This is a genomic window from Endozoicomonas sp. Z74, from assembly GCF_057680865.1.
Window position 1 is genome coordinate 20,940 of record NZ_JBLYZI010000001.1, and the last position, 15,242, is coordinate 36,181.

Genomic DNA, 15,242 nt, shown 5'->3' on the forward strand with positions numbered 1-15,242 from the left:
TGCTTAACTGCTGGTTGGGGGCACCTGTTTTCTATCTACAGCCCCGGTGTATCATAGGTGACCCAGTACACCATTTCTCCGGGGCAATCGTTGCCCAGAACATCCTGCATAATATCATTGAGTTTCAGTCTGCCGATGTTTTCCAGCCACTGGTCATCGTTCATCTTTTCTTCCAGGAGCCAGTTGGGAACAGAGCGGCTGTCCGGGTTGTACCAGGCCACGGGAAAGCGCATCTCTTTCGGCAGGCGTTTACGTTTGACGCTCAGGGATGCATCACACCGGACAATCAGGCTGTCGGCGATCTGTTGCCGTTTTCTCAAGTAATTTCCGGACTCTTTGATGAACTTTTCTTCATAGGGTCCCATCAGCTCTTCATGGCGACTTTCCACACAGTGGTCGAAGGCCCGGCTGATTTCATTATTTTTGTACCCCATGATGTTACAGGCTTCCGTCACCCGCTTTTTGAAGTCGTTGCTGATTTCCTGATACCAGGGCGCATGGGGACCCAGTATGTTCTGGGCCTCAATGTTGGCGACGAACAGCAGGTTTTCATCCGGGGTAAAACAGGCAGCGGAGTTGAGGGTATGGATGGGATGTTCCAGTGCGATGGCTGGATCTTTTCGTATTAACTGTTCCCGGTCCCGCCGGGTTTTTATGCAGAACTGGGAATAGTCCTTGATCCCATGACCCTCAGTTGTGCCCATTGCATTACCTGGGGCATAAGCCAGAGTGCTTGCAGGCGCCTGTATGGCAACCATACAGAGGGTGAATCCTGAAAAAAACGTTAAGAAAGTCTTTAGAAACAGCGTTTTTTTCAGGGGAACAGTACGGACATTGGACATATTCGCTCCTTGAACACATCTTTGAAAGACTGCTTTACATCATCATTATTACCCCCATATATATCATGACCCTGTTCAGAATGGCACTGCAAAAGCCAAAAAAGAGTCCGTAAGACGCGGGCTGTTGTTGTCTGGCAGGAAAAGTTTCACCTATTTTTCATTCAGGTCAGATCATGTCCCAGGTGATTGAACATCTTATAACGGTTTTTTTCAGTTATTTTGCCATTATGAACCCTCTGGCGAATACGGCGGTGTTTGTCGGCCTGACCTCTCACCTGAGTACGGCTGAAAAAGCGAGGGTGGCCAGGCGTTCTCTGATTCTGACCTTTACGATCATTCTGGTTTTTGCGGCCCTTGGAAAAGCCATTTTTCATTTTTTTGGAATTACTCTGCCTGCGTTGAGGCTGACGGGCGGCATTCTGGTTTTCATCATCGGATATCACATGCTGCACGGTGAAAGTTCAGCTCTGCATGATTCGCAACACAAGAACCCCGACAATCTGGCGGTATCGCCTCTCGCGGTTCCAATACTGGCCGGTCCGGGGACCATTGCTGCCACCATGAGCTTTGCGGCTTCCGGTGGCTGGTTTGAAGTGGTCAGTACCATTGCTGTATTCCTGATACTGTGCCTGGTTACCTTCTTCTGTTTTGTGTTTGGAGACCGGCTGGTCCGGCTGATAGGCAACAATGGTTTACAGATTATTACCCGGTTAATGGGGCTTATACTGGCAGTGATTGGTGTGCAAATGTTTATTGAAGGGATGTTTGGGGCGTTTAAAACAATGTCCGTTGTTTCTTCTTTATAGGTTTTGCAGGCTGTCCCAGGCAATTTCCCGGCGGCCAGCCAGGTGGCTGGTTGACCAGTGCTGTATCCCCCATTTGAGAATGTTTTCCAGGCTGCAGGCCGGCAGATCCGGTTCCGGGCGCATGCCCAGAGCTGTCAGGGCCATGATCATCAGTGGGCGGGGTTCATCCAGGGGGATGGCTGGTGCATGGTTCTGTTTACTGAGTTTGTTTCCGGCAGTCTGGGTGATAACAGGAATGTGGGCATACACGGGATGGCTATACCCCAGCGTGGTCTGAAGGTGTATCTGCCGTGGGGTGGAGTCAAGCAGATCTACGCCTCTGACGATATGAGTAACCCCCTGGAAGGCATCGTCTGTACAGACCGCCAGCTGGTAGGCAAACAGTCCGTCTTTGCGTTTCAGAACAAAATCCCCCAGGGCCTGGATGTCAAAGTTCTGGTTCGCCTGGATACGATCCTGGAAGTGGATACAGTGATCAGGGCACTTTAACCTCAGGGCATAAGGCTCTGACGGGAGAGAAGGGTGTGAGCCGACGCCGGGCCGACAGTAGCCTGGATAAACACCATTGAGTCCAGCCAGCTTTTTGCGTGTACAGGTGCATGGGTATAACTGATCACTGGCAAGAAGGTGTTCCAGTATATCGTCGTAGGCCTGGCTGCGTTGACTCTGGTAGAGCACTGAGTCATGCCAGTGGAGGCCATAGGCGTCCAGTGTCCTTAAAATCAGGTCTGCTGCACCGGATTGTTCCCTGGGAGGATCAATGTCCTCCATACGAACCAGCCAGCGCCCATGGTGGAAGTGGGCATCCAGATAGCTGGCGAGGGCTGCTACCAGTGAGCCAAAGTGCAATGGGCCGGAAGGGGATGGAGCAAAACGTCCTGTGTAGGGGTGGGCTTTCTCAGGTGGCATGGGGGGCGTGTATGGGCAATCCTCAGGGGGGTATCTCTGAGGCCTGATGTCTCCAGCTGCAGATGTCAAAAGCGGTCAGCGACAGATAGGCGGCTGCCGTGTAAACCCAATCGGTTCACGGCAGCGCCCCTGGTGGCTGGGTCAGGAACCCAGCTGTTTTTCTTTGATTTCAGCCAGTGTCTTGCAGTCAATGCAGAGTGTTGCTGTCGGTCGTGCTTCCAGTCGACGAATACCAATTTCGACACCGCAGCTGTCACAGTAGCCATAGTCATCTTCTTCGATACGGCCCAGCGTCTGGTTGATTTTTTTAATGAGCTTGCGTTCACGGTCACGGGTTCGCAGCTCCAGACTGAACTCCTCTTCCTGGCTGGCGCGATCAGCAGGATCAGGGAAGTTAGCCGCTTCATCCTGCATGTGGTTAACCGTCCGATCCACCTCTTCCATCAGTTCCCGCTTCCAGTTCAGCAGGATCTGGGTGAAGTGTTCGACTTGCTGGTCGTTCATGTACTCTTCCCCATCCTTTTCCTGGTATGGGGTAAAAGACTTGAGCAGGTTGCCTGCATCCGCGTTTTTCTGTGCTGACATGATTACAGCCTCACCACCTTCTATTCATGAGCCAGGTTATTCATTTACCTGGTCTCTCCATCCGGAGGTATTCGCTTAAGGCGCTCCATGCGGCCTGTACGATACCCCTGTCTCCGCCGGCTACCCGGCTCCCTGAAAGCTAAGGTCAACACTGGGTTTAGTTGACATAAAGGGTGCCTGGTGACGAACAAAAGCGCCTGGCACTTGCCTCTTGCCTTCCTCACAGAAGCGGAGAAACTACCAAAACCCATGGCAAGACGCCATAAAAAAATGTCATCCGCTGTCTGGCTACGACTAAAACATTCACTCAGGTCAACATAACCGGGTTTGTGAATGCTGACCTGATGATAAGGAAGACAGGTCAACTGACATCATAAAATTCTAGTTTAGAATATCAATAAATAAATTAATGAAATTTTGTAATGAAGTATACACATTCCCTCCAGGAAGCCCGTTTTCTCCGACGATACAAGCGGTTTATGGCCGATGTTGAACGGGGAGATGGTTCTACGATCACGCTGCACTGCCCGAATACCGGCTCCATGAAAAACTGCCTTTACCCTGGCCGAAAGGTCTGGTACTCGGACTCTGGTAACCCGAAACGCAAGTATCCCTGTACCTGGGAGCAGGCTGAAATTCCTGTGATGTTTGAGGGACAGGAACGGATGACCAGGGCAGGGTTGAACACCGGAGTCGCCAACAAACTCGTGGAGGAGCTGCTGAACGCTCAGGGGGTTCCAGAACTTTCCCGGTATCACTCTCTGCGTCGGGAGGTTCGCTATGGGGAAGAGCGCAGTCGAATTGACTTTCTGCTGGAGCAGGAGGGATTACCGGACTGTTATGTGGAAGTGAAAAGTGTCACTCTGGCCATGGGTGAGGGGCTGGGACTGTTTCCCGATGCAGTGACCAGTCGCGGGGCAAAACATCTGCGGGAGTTAGCCCAGATTCGGGCATCCGGTGCCCGCTCCGCACTGTTTTTCTGTGTTCAGCATACGGGGATTGACCGGGTGTCAGTGGCTGAAGACATTGACCCACAGTATGCCCTGGAATTGAAAAAGGCGGTTGCAAGCGGTGTTGAAATACTGGCCTGGGGCGCGGAAATGTCACCGGATAGCATTGAGCTGGTAAAGCCGCTGCCCGTTTTGTTGTGATATTGATCTGGCAGCCTGTGGGGCTTACAGCAGGCTGCCGGGCACTGAAAAGAGAAAATAACAGCGAAATCAGGAATTCTGTCTATCTTTACTGCTTATTTCATCCGAAGCGACAGATGGACATCCATGATCAGAACAGCGGTCATCGGAGCAGGGTATCTTGGGAAATTCCATGCCCGCAAATATGCTCACCTGGGAAGCAGTGAACTGGTTGGGGTTGCGGATATCAATGAGTCCTGTGGCCAGAGTGTAGCAACGGATTGCGGCACTCAGTACTACCGGGATTATCGGGCGCTGATCGGAAAAGTGGATGCGGTCAGTGTGGTGGTGCCCACGACCCGTCATTATGAGGTGGCCAGTGACTTCCTGAATGCCGGTGTCCATGTGCTGGTGGAAAAACCCATTACGTCCAATGTGATACAGGCAGAAGCCTTGATTGGCCTGGCGCGCCGTAACAACCTGGTGCTGCAGGTGGGGTTTCTGGAGCGTTTCAATGCCGCCCTGGGGAGTGTGCTGTCTGAGGTGCATCAGCCAAGGTTTATCGAATCCCATCGGCTGGCGGCTTTCAAGCCCCGTTCAATGGACGTCAATGTCATTATGGATCTGATGATTCATGACCTGGATATTATCCTGAGCCTGGTGGACTCCCCTCTGGTGGATATTGCTGCAAACGGCACCGCTGTTTTATGCGATTCCATCGATATTGCCCAGGCAAGACTGACCTTTGAAAACCGCTGTGTAGCCAATGTGACAGCCAGCAGGATCAGTCAGAAAGCCAAGCGAAAAATGCGCATTTTTCAGGATTATGGTTGCATCTGCGTTGATTTTCAAAACCTTAAGGTCAGCTGTTTTGCCAAGGGAAACGGTGAGCTTTATCCGGGTATTCCTGCCATTGAGTGTCAGGAGCAAACCTTTCAGGATGATGATGCCCTGAAGTCGGAGATAGAGGATTTCCTCCACTGCATAAACGGCTCTGGCCAGCCCAGGGTCTCTGGAGAGGACGGGCGCAACGCCCTGGCGCTTGGCCATGAAATATCCCGGATTATTGCTGAAGGTCAGCCATGACGACTATTCCTATGGTTGATATGCAGGCATGGCATGCACCTGTTCAGGAAGAACTTGAGCAGGCAGCGGTGCAGGTGCTCAGAAGTGGTCGCTATGTCATGGGGAATGAGGTCAGGCAGTTTGAAGACGAAGTTGCGGATTACCTTGGGGCGAAATTCGCCATCAGCTGTGCCAATGGTACAGATGCTTTGGTGCTTGCTCTCCACGCTGCGGGTATTGGCAAGGGAGATGAAGTGCTGACCACAGGATTTTCTTTCTTCGCCACGGTAGAGGCCATCGTCAGAGTCGGTGCAATCCCGGTACTGGTGGATATTGATCCGAACACATTCAACATTGACCCCCGGGAGCTGGAGCGGAGTATTACTTCCCGCTGTCGTGCCGTTCTGGTTGTCCACCTGTTCGGGCTGCCAGCGCCTATGGATTTAATTCAGGAGATTTGCCACAGCCATGACCTGATTCTGCTGGAGGATTGTGCCCAGTCTTTTGGTGCGCGCTATGGACGGCAACAAACCGGGACATTCGGGCTGATGGGGTGCTTCAGCTTTTTCCCCAGCAAAAACCTGGGCGGCTTCGGTGATGGAGGATTGGTCACTACAGATCAGCAGGACATTGCGGACCATTTGAAAGCGTTGAGAAACCATGGAAGCTCTCAACAATACATCCACGACCAGGTGGGCTATAACAGCCGGCTGGATGAGATTCAGGCCGCACTGCTGCACGTTAAATTAAGGCACATAGAGCGCTTTAATGATCACCGAAGGCTGGTCGCCCAATGGTATCGGGATTTTCTGGCTGGGTCGGGGGTTATCTGCCCTGATCAGCCTTCTGACTGTCATCATGTATATCACCAGTTCACGGTGGTGGTGACTCAGAGAAGGGATGAAATAAAAGAAAAACTCAGCAGCGCCGGTATTGCCAGTGCGGTTTATTATCCGTTGCCTTTGCACCGGCAGAAAGCATTGCAGAGACCCGTTCAGGGATTTGAACTGCCGGTTTGTGAGCAACTGGCAGAGCACTGCCTTTCTTTGCCGATCTATCCAGGGATGACAGAGGAGCAGGTTCAACAGGTTTCACAGGCTTTGACGTTATTTATGTCGGGTTAACCCGCATATTGGATGAAGCCGCTATGAAAAAGCGATTATCCCACGTCTTTCAAGGGGTGTAGGAGAAAAGCGTAAAAAGACAATTTGTCATAGGGGTGCTCGTCGGCTTGTCGCTAGCTCTTTTTCCGCCATGACAGTATTTTGTCGACAAATCCAGGCAATAAGCATGAATGTGTCGACAAAATGTGTCAGCCGAAAAAATAGCAGAGCGACAAGCTCGACACTTCATGCAATATGCGGGTTAACGGTTGTGTTTTTGAAAAATATGGCTGCCTTTTGCCTCTATCATTCATTTGATGAACTATCTTTCATAATCCCCGTATTCGAAACCTGATTTATGAGATGTGAGGTTAAATCATTTATGGCTCAAGTGTATCGTTTTAGTGTTGTCCGGGCAGTACTCTTGTTGTCTATAGTGTTGTCCAGCTTGCCTTTGAGTATTTCAGCAGCCCCTATTTTTACCTGGGAAAGTGAAGCCAGCTCAAAGTTACGTGGAGTGCTAAATGATCATAAAGGAAAAACACTGGGTGAGTACTTCCGACTAAAACTGGAAAAAGAAGAGGCGCTCTGTGAAGCCGTTGAGTCTAAATGGGAGGGTACAAATATTACATCTTCTCAATTAGATGATGTAATGAAATTACCAGGTGCTGGCGATTACGGTGATGTGGATAATGTTCTACATGTTTTACTGGTGAAGTTTTTTGGAGGAGTTGTTCTGGAAAACCCATCGGTCAAAGAGTCTGTTGCCTCTTATATGACGACGCCGGAATCCGTTGAGGTGGTTTATGAACATCTTCGAGACCGGATACTTCGTCATGATTTTTCTAAATTTGTCGAAGAAGGCCCGGATGATGATGCGTGCAGCTATGTTAGTGAACTGGATTTTGATGCCTGCAAGACGGCGGCTGGCATTTTATTTAGCATTCAGCATGATGAAATAGATCTGGTACATGGATATCGATTAATTTCCGTCCTTTATGCAACACCTCGTGCCGATAAAAATTCTTTGTTTGCAGAGGGTACAGAATCCCACCGGGTGATCCAGAAACATCTTTCTAAAGAGGATCACCATCCACTGTATTGGATGAAGCAAGCAAACGCAGGTGATAAATTGAATGATGATGCTCTGTTGACCTCAGTAATTCTGGAAATGCTGGTTGATGGTTGGTCAAGAAGTTTAGTGGAGGCTACAAAGGTCATGAAATTTCCAGAGTTTTGTGAAACAGGTAGACCCGGGCATTGTGGTTATTGCCGGGATGAGCCAAAACTGGACTCATTTTCTGAGATTGCCAAGTTAAGCCTTACTCGTTTTCAAGATTCAATGGAAAAAGCATTTGATGGTCAGGCACAGGGTGAGTTAGCGAAATTATTTTTGGAGAAGCTACCTCAATTAAGCAATAGTGTTGCTACAGCTCTGGATGGTTCGGTAAGCTTTGATGTGTTTTTGGAAACACTTCTGAAAACCTCGATACGATGATCCATGGGCTTTTGAGCAGGGTCGTTGTCAGGCTCGGCTTGAACTGGGACGAACCCCCGATTGCGAGAGGCTCGGCACTGCATACAACAGGCGGGCTAATTTGATTATTGTCCGGACAGTTTCTTCAATGCTTCAAACTTCTCCAGCTGCTCGGGCAAGAAGTTTTTCTCCTTGTCCCTGCGCAGGTAGACCTTGAACAGCATCCGACCCTGTTTGCTCAGGAACTGGACTGAGCGGGTTTCTACGCCGTGGAAAGGCTTGCTGACCAGGGCAATGGTTGCCACATTGTCGAGTTTCAGATGACCTTTCAGGGGCGTGCGTTTATCGCTCAGGTTGTAGTAGCCAAATTTTTCTCCCCCCTTGGGAAAGTGTCCGACCAGTTCAAAGATGGATCCGTCGACATCGATGACCAGGGTGAGTTCTCCCCAGGTTTTGATGTCTCTGAGCACATCGAGGTAATGAGCCGCATCAATCCGTGTCACCATTTCTTCGGGCATGGCTTGAATGACTTCCAGCTCGCTGGCATTCAGTTGGCTGGCGATTTCTGCTGGCAGGATTGCCGGGTTTTCAGCCAGTATTTCCGCTACTTGCTGTGAAAAGCAGCTGGTTTGGTTGTTGTTCATGGTTGAGGTTGTCGCAAACGGTTTTTCTTTTGCTGCGGGCATGTGATTCGCCGGTGTCATGCGGCTTTCTCCGTTGTTTCGTCGGTTTTCTGTTTGGGGGTATTGTCAGGAACCGGGTGTTGCTCCAGGAAGTTGATCAGTGCCTGGTGCATAGTGACGTTCCAGAACTGGCCCGCCAGTGTCAGATCCAGAATGGGCTGAAGGCTCTTTCGATGAAGCGTTGCCAATCCGTTTTCCTGCCAGGCCTCGAACAGCGGCATGCAGTGTTCGGCCATGGCATCACCGCCGGCCCGGTTGAGTTTGTCCAGTTCCAGCCAGCCCCGGTCAAAACCCGCACCGATGGTGGACAACAGAGGTTTGTTACCGGTTGAAGCGCTCATCACCATGATGGGTTTTTGACCTGCATCGATGGCCTGGTAATAGCCGGGCAGGCTGCGGTGAAGCATGGCGCTGTGGCCGGCAAAATTACCACCGGCACCGCAGCCAAAGGGCATGATTTCAGCGCCTGCTTTCACGCCATGGTTATAAATATTGCGTTCACGGGTATCTCGCCCCCAGTGGCTAACGCTGAGCCTTCCAACTTTGTGCTCAGTCAGGGTTTCCACCCCCAGGCGGAACATGTCAGCACGTTCGGGAGAGCTGGCCGGTTCTGGCATTGTTCCTTTTTCAATGGACTGCTTCATACGGCTGGAGCCCAATAAAATCAGCTGGTACAGATCCACTCCGTGAGCACCGGATTGCAGAAAAGTGTGAAGGTCCTTTTCCCAGTCCGCCAGTGTCTGCCCTGGCAGACCAAACATCAGGTCGACGACGACCGCGGCATTATTCAGGCTGTTGAAATAGTCCAGCCTTTCCAGCAGAAACTCCCCCGGGTCAATCCGGCTCATCCGGCGGCGAAGGGTGGTATTGAAACTCTGGGCTCCCAGGGAAAACCGGTTAAACCCGGCTTCCAGGCAGGCAGCTACCTTGTCGTTATCAAAACCATGGAAGCGGCCCTCAAACGTCATTTCTACATCATTGGCCAGGGGCAGGGATTCACGGATCGCCCGGCCAAGTCGAAGAATCTGTTCCGGGCTCAGGTCTGTTGGGGTGCCCCCTCCAAAGTAAATGCCATGAAACAGGCCATTCTGGGTCCAGGCATCATGGGCGGACATGCGGATTTCCCGCTCAAGGTAGTCTACATAACGGGCGACTTCGTCTTTTTTGGTGGTGTTCTGAAAGAAGCCGCAGTAGGAACAGTGGGTTCGACAAAAGGGAATATGAAAATAGGCCAGGCGCTTTCCAGAGGGCTTAGTGCTCTCAGTGGCCATCAGTTGACGGTAAGTATCCTGTGTACGGTCTTCCGGAACAGGAGTTGAGCGGCTGTGGGTATGCGCTGACTTTTTGCCGGCAAAGGCAAATTTCAGAGGGTCAGGCGATGATATCCCGGTGAGCTCGGGACCCAGTGAGTGTCTGGAAACCATAATAGGGAAGTAGTTTAAAAAAATGAGAACCATTATTATTCGTATTAGTCTTAATGAGTGCAATTGATACAAATCAACAAAAGAACCGGGCTTTTATTCGGTAAGCCGAGGCCTTTCAGGTAAGAGTTCTTATGGGGGTATAAATTGAACAGGGAGTGGTTATCCGGTCAGATAACCACTGGTTTTTCAAAAGAGCCGTTCAGTATGTCTTCGGGCTAGGCGGGGTCTCCTGCGGACTGACACTTTCCAGCGGCTGCGGAGCGATCAGCATAGGCTTTCCGGCCGGTTGGAACCAGATATAGTCGTAATGGGGTTTCAGGTTGGCAAGTAGTCCCTCCAGAGGTGTTTCGGTGTCCATTGGGCTGAACATGACAATGGAAATGACCGAAGCTGTCGGGTCCAGCTTCTGAATGTAATTGCCTGCGCCCATATCATGACGGGCATGAAACGCTGGAGTGATCAACACGGTATGCTCTTTGGCTGCAGTGACTGAGCGGGCCATCACGAAGTCCTGAAGCTTCATGGCATTCACCATGTGGTCAATCCGGGATGAATCATAGGTCTGAGGCTGATGTGAAGTTTGCAAGGTCTTCCGAAGCTTTTGCTCATTGGGCGCAGAGAGTACTCCCGAGGTTTGATGCTTCAGCCATTGTTGCCCGTCACTCTTCGCCAAAGCTTTCATTTTCTCTGGGGGGACTCCGACACCGGTAATCTTGACTTTATTCTGTTCAGCCCAGGACAGTATTGGGTGATAGCGCTCTTTTAGAGCGGGTGGCAGGTTATTCAGTTGTTCCAGGGCGCTCTGTTCACTGGAGTCCGGGTTTGGGGGTAAGTTGCTCAGGGCGATTCGCTCAAGCCACTGTTCCCGTTTTAATGCTTTCAGCAGGTCCAGCAGATGTTCCTGCATTTCAGGGCTTTGATGAAGCTCTCCAATAATAAGGTAGTTGGCTGAGGGCAGTTGCCTTGTCATGACAGAGGGCGTTACCCAGTCCTGGAGCTTATGGCTCCATACAGTGGCAGTCGGGTCGGGTGGCAGTGGCTTATGGGTGACGCAGCCCGCCAGGAGGAGAATCGGCAGCCAGTACAGTGCTCGACAGGGATGCATTGTGTTCACTTTCATAAGTTCGTGGTCCTGTTGCCGTGACATCAGAACCACAAACCCGTGAACCGGTCTTATCCCCTGTTAATGATTCACTACCAGGGGGCAATCATAGACCGGGTGTTCTGAGACACTGACATCAATATCGAATACAGAATAGACGGTTTCTGCAGTGAGCACATGGTGGGGTGTCCCCTCTGCAGCCATCCGGCCATTTTTGAGAATCACGATTCGATCGGAATAGCGGGCGGCCAGGTTCAGGTCGTGCATGATCACCAGTACTCCGATGCCGTTGTCATCCGCTTCCTGGCGGGCCATTTTCAGTGTCAGTTGCTGGTGGGCAGGGTCCAGGGCGGAAGTGGGTTCGTCCAGAAGCAGGTAGCGCTGTCCCAGGGGGCAGGGATCCCAGATCTGGGCCAGTACCCTGGCCATATGCACCCGCTGGCGCTCACCGCCGGACAGCGTGGTGTACTGGCGATCCTGTAAATGCAGGCCATCCACTTTCCTCAGGGCTTCCCGGGTGATGGCGAGATTCTGCTCCCGGTCGCTGGTACAGGGTATTCGTCCCAGCAACACCACTTCTTCCACGGTAAAGGGAAAACTCAATGAAGACGACTGTGGGAGTACACCCAGCATCAGTGCCTGCTGGTTCAAGGGCCAGTTGCTCTTGCCATTGAGCACCACTTCTCCGCGGGACGGTTTCCGCTCGCCGTTGATCACCTTCATCAGCGTGCTTTTACCGGCTCCATTGGGGCCAAGTACAGAAAGGACTTCCCCTGGCTTAAGGGTCAGGCTGATGTCCTGAAGCAGGGTTTTTTCGCCCACTTCAACCGAGACGTTGTTGATGGATAAGCAGCGGGTATCCGGAGTGTCCATATCAGGCAATCCTCTTGCGTTGCTGCCACAACAGCGACAGGAAGAACGGTGCGCCCATCAGGGCGGTAACGATGCCGATGGGCAGCTCTGCCGGTGCGACAATGGTTCTGGAAACGATATCCGCAGCCAGCAACAGGATACCGCCCAGCAGGGCTGAGGCCGGTAATAGAATACGGTGGTCCGGGCCAACCGCCAGGCGGATCAGGTGGGGAACCACCAGACCAACGAAGCCGATGACACCGCTGACTGAAACGGAGACACCAACGGCCATGGCGGTGAGTACAATCAGTTTGAATTTGACCTTCTGGACGTCAATGCCCAGGTGGCGGGCTTCGGATTCACCCAGCAGCAGGGCATTCAATACCTGTCCATAACGTCCCAGAATCACCATGACCGGCCCCAGCAGCGTGAGACAGATCAGTACCAGGTTCCAGGTAGCGCCCCCCAGACTGCCCATTTGCCAGAAAGTCAGATTGCGCAGCTGGGTGTCATCGGCAATGTAGTTCAGCATGCCCATACCGGCCCCGGCCAGAGCGCCAATGGCAATTCCGGCGAGAAGCATGGTGGCCACGGAGGTGCCGTTGTCGGTGGTGCCGATTTTATACACCAGCCAGGTGGAGACCAGCCCACCGCCAAAGGCAAGGATAGAGACGCTGTAGCTTTGAATCAGTTCGGGCGCACCGGCAAACAGGACTCCGCCCAGAACAATCGCGATTCCGGCCCCAAGGGCGGAACCGGAAGCTACGCCGACGATACTGGGGTCGGCCAGGGGATTACGGAAAAGCCCCTGCATGGAAGCGCCCGCCACCGCCAGTGAGCCACCAACGAGCAATCCCAGCAGGGTTCTTGGAACCCGGATGGACTCAATGATCAGAACCGTTTGGCTGGGGGCGGTGTTTTGGGTAATACCAACCCGGTCAAGAAGGGTGTTAAGGATGTCTCCTGCAGGAATCGGAACAGCCCCTGTTCCGATGGACACTATTACCATCACTGGCAGCAGGATTGCCAGTGAGGTCAACAGCAGTGTCGCCTGACGACTACGATTCATTGGAAGAGGACTTACCTTCTTTGCTTGGCTCAAGGCTGGAGGCCGGGTAGAAAGAGTGGGCCAGGGCCAGTGCGGTTTCACCGGTGCGTGGGCCAAGGCCGCCGAGCAGGAGGTTACCATCAATTGCCACTATACGACCATTGCGGCCTGCCGGTGTCTGTTTGAGAATGGGCAGCTGTTTCAGCAGAGCGGCCGGTGTCATGTCGGGGTTGCTGGTTGAGCCGGGAAAAATGATCACTTCGGGTGCCAGTAGCAAAAGGGCCTCATTGGAAAGGGCCTTGTATCCCTTGAACTGGTGGGCGGCAATGTTATTCCCCCCTGCCAGCTCTATCATGGCATTGGCCGCCGTGCCACTGCCGGCAATGGTGGGAGACCGGCCACCCAGGGCCAGTACAAATATCACCTGTGTTTTTTTCGGGTGGCTTTCTGCCAGAGTCTTTGCCTGTTTAAGGGATGCGTCTATTTTCTGCCATAGCTGGGTGCCCTGCTCTTTCCGGTTCAGCAGGGTGGCGAGTTCGCTGATCTGGGATTTAATGCTTTCCGGCGTATGTTTCAGGTCGAGGGCCTCCACCTGAACGCCAGCACTTTCCAGTTGTGCCAGAGTGGAGGGTGGTCCCATATCTTCCGTGCCAATCAGCAGGTCTGGTTTCAGGGCCAGAATCCCTTCGGCAGATAACTGCTTGTGATAACCCAGTTTGGGCAGCTGGTTGACCTGTGAAGGCCAGGAGCTGGTGGCATCCACAGCCACCACCTGGTCTCCGGCCCCGAGGGCATAAATGATCTCAGTAACGCCATTGCCTGCACTAACAATACGATGACTGACGTTTTTATCGGCTTGTGCAGAAAAGGGCAGCAGGGCTGTGAGGGAATACAGGCTGGCCAGGGCCAGGGGCTTGAGCACTCTTTTCATAATAAGGGCTTTCATAGGGGCTTTCACGGGGTGGACTCTTCCATAAGGACCTGAGCCGCTTCAATGTTATGCTGGCTGAGGAACATCATTAATTTGACCAGGCTGCCAAGGGGCGCGTTCTTATCTCCGGCGATAAGGACGGTAGTTCCCGGTTCCTTTTTTACCTGGCTCAGCAGTGCGGAAGAAAAGGGCTTCCAGTTCTGGTAGCGCTGGTCTTCGATGGCCCAGGGCTGGCCGGTTTCAAGGATGCTGACCGTGAGGGTTTTGGGCTCCCGGGTCGGAGATGCTTCCTGCTGGGTGGCCTGGGGAAGGTTGACCGGCAGGCTCAGCGTCTGAACGTTGGCAGTGAACAACAGAAAAACCATGACGATGAACACCACATCCAGCAGTGGTGTCAGATCGGCCATCGACAGTGAGGCACTGGTTTCATCGTTGTTATCAATACGGATCATGCGGCCACGGCTCCGGCATCAATCACCCGGGGGGCAGGGGTGCTTTTGTTTGAGCACTTTTTTACCAGGTTAATTTCATTCGCGCCTGTTGCTAGTCCATCGTCGTTCATGGTCAGGCCTTCTAGCAGCAGGTTGGTGTGATTGAGAGCGAACTCCAGCCTGGAGAGATAATGGTTGGCCCAGACACCAAACCCGTGGGCAGCGGCGAGGGCCGGGATGGCAATGATCAGCCCAAAAGCGGTGGTAAACATGGCCTGCCATAGACCTCCGGCCAGAATGTCTGGAGTGACAGGACCGGCTGTAGCGGCAATGTCCTGGAACATATCGATCATGCCAAGAACGGTTCCCAGCAACCCAAGCATGGGGGAGAGTACGCCAATGAGCATCAGGGGCTTCAGCCAGGCATGAAGGGCCCGTTTCTGTTTCAGAAGCCAGAGGCCGGCGATCTCTTCCCGGACTTCTTTCTCACAGGTGTTATGGCTCAGCAGCACGGCGATGCCCTGGCGGATGCCCTTGCTGTTACAAAGGTTTTTGCAAAGGTCATCCTGGCTTTTTTTCACCGCCAGACGGTTGAGTTCCTCTGCGCTGTGCTCCTGTGGATTATTCTCTTCGGAAGAGCGGCGGCACCCACAGCACTGACGCACCTCATTAAACAGCTGGGTGAGGTTCTTGCGATTAATGGTGGGCAGCATTGCGTAGGTGATCAGGCGCTCCAGAATCATGGCAAAGCCAAGGCAGGAGGTGATTAATAAAGGCCAGGCCATGATGCCCAGGGAAGCGAGTTGTTCTGTCAGCATGGCGCTACCTTACAATCTTTAAAAAACAACAGTGGG

General features: G+C 52.5%; 16 protein-coding genes. 5 read left to right on the forward strand and 11 right to left on the reverse strand.

Annotated features, from left to right (window positions below; translation table 11 throughout):
* Window positions 1–35 precede the first annotated feature (35 nt).
* Window positions 36–758 (reverse strand): hypothetical protein, encoded by a 723-nt coding sequence (locus ACNRUY_RS00100; RefSeq protein ID WP_488109594.1) that lies wholly within the window; start codon window positions 756–758, stop codon window positions 36–38.
* 257 nt (window positions 759–1,015) lie between these two features.
* Between ACNRUY_RS00100 and ACNRUY_RS00105 the strand changes: the two genes are divergently transcribed.
* Window positions 1,016–1,648 (forward strand): MarC family protein, encoded by a 633-nt coding sequence (locus ACNRUY_RS00105; protein ID WP_488109595.1) that lies wholly within the window; start codon window positions 1,016–1,018, stop codon window positions 1,646–1,648.
* On the opposite strand, the gene gluQRS is transcribed toward ACNRUY_RS00105, so the two are convergent.
* Together gluQRS and dksA are read right to left on the reverse strand one after the other, a co-directional pair.
* A complete protein-coding gene (gene gluQRS, locus ACNRUY_RS00110; RefSeq protein WP_488109596.1) occupies window positions 1,643–2,557 on the reverse strand; it encodes a tRNA glutamyl-Q(34) synthetase GluQRS in 915 nt (304 codons plus the stop codon). The genes ACNRUY_RS00105 and gluQRS overlap by 6 nt on opposite strands.
* 141 nt (window positions 2,558–2,698) lie before the next feature.
* Window positions 2,699–3,142 (reverse strand): RNA polymerase-binding protein DksA, encoded by a 444-nt coding sequence (dksA, locus tag ACNRUY_RS00115; protein ID WP_488109597.1) that lies wholly within the window; start codon window positions 3,140–3,142, stop codon window positions 2,699–2,701.
* A 422-nt stretch (window positions 3,143–3,564) separates the two neighbouring features.
* Between dksA and sfsA the strand changes: the two genes are divergently transcribed.
* The 4 genes from sfsA (at window position 3,565) to ACNRUY_RS00135 (ending at window position 7,938) form a co-directional block, all read left to right on the forward strand.
* Window positions 3,565–4,293, forward strand: coding sequence for a DNA/RNA nuclease SfsA (gene sfsA, locus ACNRUY_RS00120; RefSeq protein ID WP_488109598.1), 729 nt, complete (start codon window positions 3,565–3,567; stop codon window positions 4,291–4,293).
* A 126-nt stretch (window positions 4,294–4,419) separates the two neighbouring features.
* Window positions 4,420–5,358, forward strand: coding sequence for a Gfo/Idh/MocA family protein (locus tag ACNRUY_RS00125; protein WP_488109599.1), 939 nt, complete (start codon window positions 4,420–4,422; stop codon window positions 5,356–5,358).
* Window positions 5,355–6,461 carry a DegT/DnrJ/EryC1/StrS family aminotransferase gene (locus tag ACNRUY_RS00130; protein ID WP_488109600.1) on the forward strand — a complete coding sequence of 369 codons (1,107 nt, stop codon included), beginning with the start codon at window positions 5,355–5,357 and terminating at the stop codon, window positions 6,459–6,461. Before ACNRUY_RS00125 ends, ACNRUY_RS00130 begins: the two co-directional genes overlap by 4 nt.
* A gap of 361 nt (window positions 6,462–6,822) precedes the next feature.
* Window positions 6,823–7,938, forward strand: a complete 1,116-nt coding sequence (locus ACNRUY_RS00135; RefSeq protein ID WP_488109601.1) for a hypothetical protein — start codon at window positions 6,823–6,825, stop codon at window positions 7,936–7,938.
* A gap of 104 nt (window positions 7,939–8,042) precedes the next feature.
* Here ACNRUY_RS00135 and hutX read toward each other — a convergent pair whose 3' ends face one another.
* The 8 genes from hutX to ACNRUY_RS00175 all read right to left on the reverse strand — a co-directional run bounded on the left by hutX (window position 8,043) and on the right by ACNRUY_RS00175 (window position 15,206).
* Window positions 8,043–8,603, reverse strand: coding sequence for a heme utilization cystosolic carrier protein HutX (gene hutX, locus ACNRUY_RS00140; RefSeq protein WP_488109602.1), 561 nt, complete (start codon window positions 8,601–8,603; stop codon window positions 8,043–8,045).
* Between the two features lie 14 nt (window positions 8,604–8,617).
* A complete protein-coding gene (gene hutW / locus ACNRUY_RS00145) occupies window positions 8,618–10,057 on the reverse strand; it encodes a heme anaerobic degradation radical SAM methyltransferase ChuW/HutW (protein WP_488109603.1) in 1,440 nt (479 codons plus the stop codon).
* 166 nt (window positions 10,058–10,223) lie between these two features.
* Window positions 10,224–11,144 carry a ChaN family lipoprotein gene (locus ACNRUY_RS00150; protein WP_488109604.1) on the reverse strand — a complete coding sequence of 307 codons (921 nt, stop codon included), beginning with the start codon at window positions 11,142–11,144 and terminating at the stop codon, window positions 10,224–10,226.
* A gap of 63 nt (window positions 11,145–11,207) precedes the next feature.
* A complete protein-coding gene (locus ACNRUY_RS00155; protein ID WP_488109605.1) occupies window positions 11,208–11,999 on the reverse strand; it encodes a heme ABC transporter ATP-binding protein in 792 nt (263 codons plus the stop codon).
* Window position 12,000: 1 nt separating this feature from the next.
* Window positions 12,001–13,047 carry a FecCD family ABC transporter permease gene (locus ACNRUY_RS00160; RefSeq protein WP_488109606.1) on the reverse strand — a complete coding sequence of 349 codons (1,047 nt, stop codon included), beginning with the start codon at window positions 13,045–13,047 and terminating at the stop codon, window positions 12,001–12,003.
* Window positions 13,037–13,972: a heme/hemin ABC transporter substrate-binding protein gene (locus ACNRUY_RS00165; protein ID WP_488109607.1), complete on the reverse strand. Its 936-nt coding sequence runs from the start codon at window positions 13,970–13,972 to the stop codon at window positions 13,037–13,039. Before ACNRUY_RS00165 ends, ACNRUY_RS00160 begins: the two co-directional genes overlap by 11 nt.
* An 8-nt stretch (window positions 13,973–13,980) precedes the next feature.
* On the reverse strand, window positions 13,981–14,409 hold the full coding sequence (locus tag ACNRUY_RS00170; protein WP_488109608.1) for an ExbD/TolR family protein: 429 nt from the start codon (window positions 14,407–14,409) through the stop codon (window positions 13,981–13,983).
* Window positions 14,406–15,206 carry a MotA/TolQ/ExbB proton channel family protein gene (locus ACNRUY_RS00175; protein ID WP_488109609.1) on the reverse strand — a complete coding sequence of 267 codons (801 nt, stop codon included), beginning with the start codon at window positions 15,204–15,206 and terminating at the stop codon, window positions 14,406–14,408. Before ACNRUY_RS00175 ends, ACNRUY_RS00170 begins: the two co-directional genes overlap by 4 nt.
* Window positions 15,207–15,242: the final 36 nt, after the last annotated feature.

Coding starts and splice junctions, on each gene's coding strand:
- ACNRUY_RS00125 (WP_488109599.1), top strand. CDS start 4,420: ATGATCAGAACAGCGGTCATCGGAGCAGGGTATCTTGGGAAATTCCAT.
- hutW (WP_488109603.1), bottom strand. CDS start 10,057: ATGGTTCTCATTTTTTTAAACTACTTCCCTATTATGGTTTCCAGACAC.
- dksA (WP_488109597.1), bottom strand. CDS start 3,142: ATGTCAGCACAGAAAAACGCGGATGCAGGCAACCTGCTCAAGTCTTTT.
- ACNRUY_RS00170 (WP_488109608.1), bottom strand. CDS start 14,409: ATGATCCGTATTGATAACAACGATGAAACCAGTGCCTCACTGTCGATG.
- ACNRUY_RS00100 (WP_488109594.1), bottom strand. CDS start 758: ATGGTTGCCATACAGGCGCCTGCAAGCACTCTGGCTTATGCCCCAGGT.
- ACNRUY_RS00175 (WP_488109609.1), bottom strand. CDS start 15,206: ATGCTGACAGAACAACTCGCTTCCCTGGGCATCATGGCCTGGCCTTTA.
- ACNRUY_RS00165 (WP_488109607.1), bottom strand. CDS start 13,972: ATGAAAGCCCTTATTATGAAAAGAGTGCTCAAGCCCCTGGCCCTGGCC.
- ACNRUY_RS00155 (WP_488109605.1), bottom strand. CDS start 11,999: ATGGACACTCCGGATACCCGCTGCTTATCCATCAACAACGTCTCGGTT.
- ACNRUY_RS00130 (WP_488109600.1), top strand. CDS start 5,355: ATGACGACTATTCCTATGGTTGATATGCAGGCATGGCATGCACCTGTT.
- gluQRS (WP_488109596.1), bottom strand. CDS start 2,557: ATGCCACCTGAGAAAGCCCACCCCTACACAGGACGTTTTGCTCCATCC.
- sfsA (WP_488109598.1), top strand. CDS start 3,565: ATGAAGTATACACATTCCCTCCAGGAAGCCCGTTTTCTCCGACGATAC.
- ACNRUY_RS00150 (WP_488109604.1), bottom strand. CDS start 11,144: ATGAAAGTGAACACAATGCATCCCTGTCGAGCACTGTACTGGCTGCCG.
- ACNRUY_RS00135 (WP_488109601.1), top strand. CDS start 6,823: ATGGCTCAAGTGTATCGTTTTAGTGTTGTCCGGGCAGTACTCTTGTTG.
- ACNRUY_RS00105 (WP_488109595.1), top strand. CDS start 1,016: ATGTCCCAGGTGATTGAACATCTTATAACGGTTTTTTTCAGTTATTTT.
- hutX (WP_488109602.1), bottom strand. CDS start 8,603: ATGCCCGCAGCAAAAGAAAAACCGTTTGCGACAACCTCAACCATGAAC.
- ACNRUY_RS00160 (WP_488109606.1), bottom strand. CDS start 13,047: ATGAATCGTAGTCGTCAGGCGACACTGCTGTTGACCTCACTGGCAATC.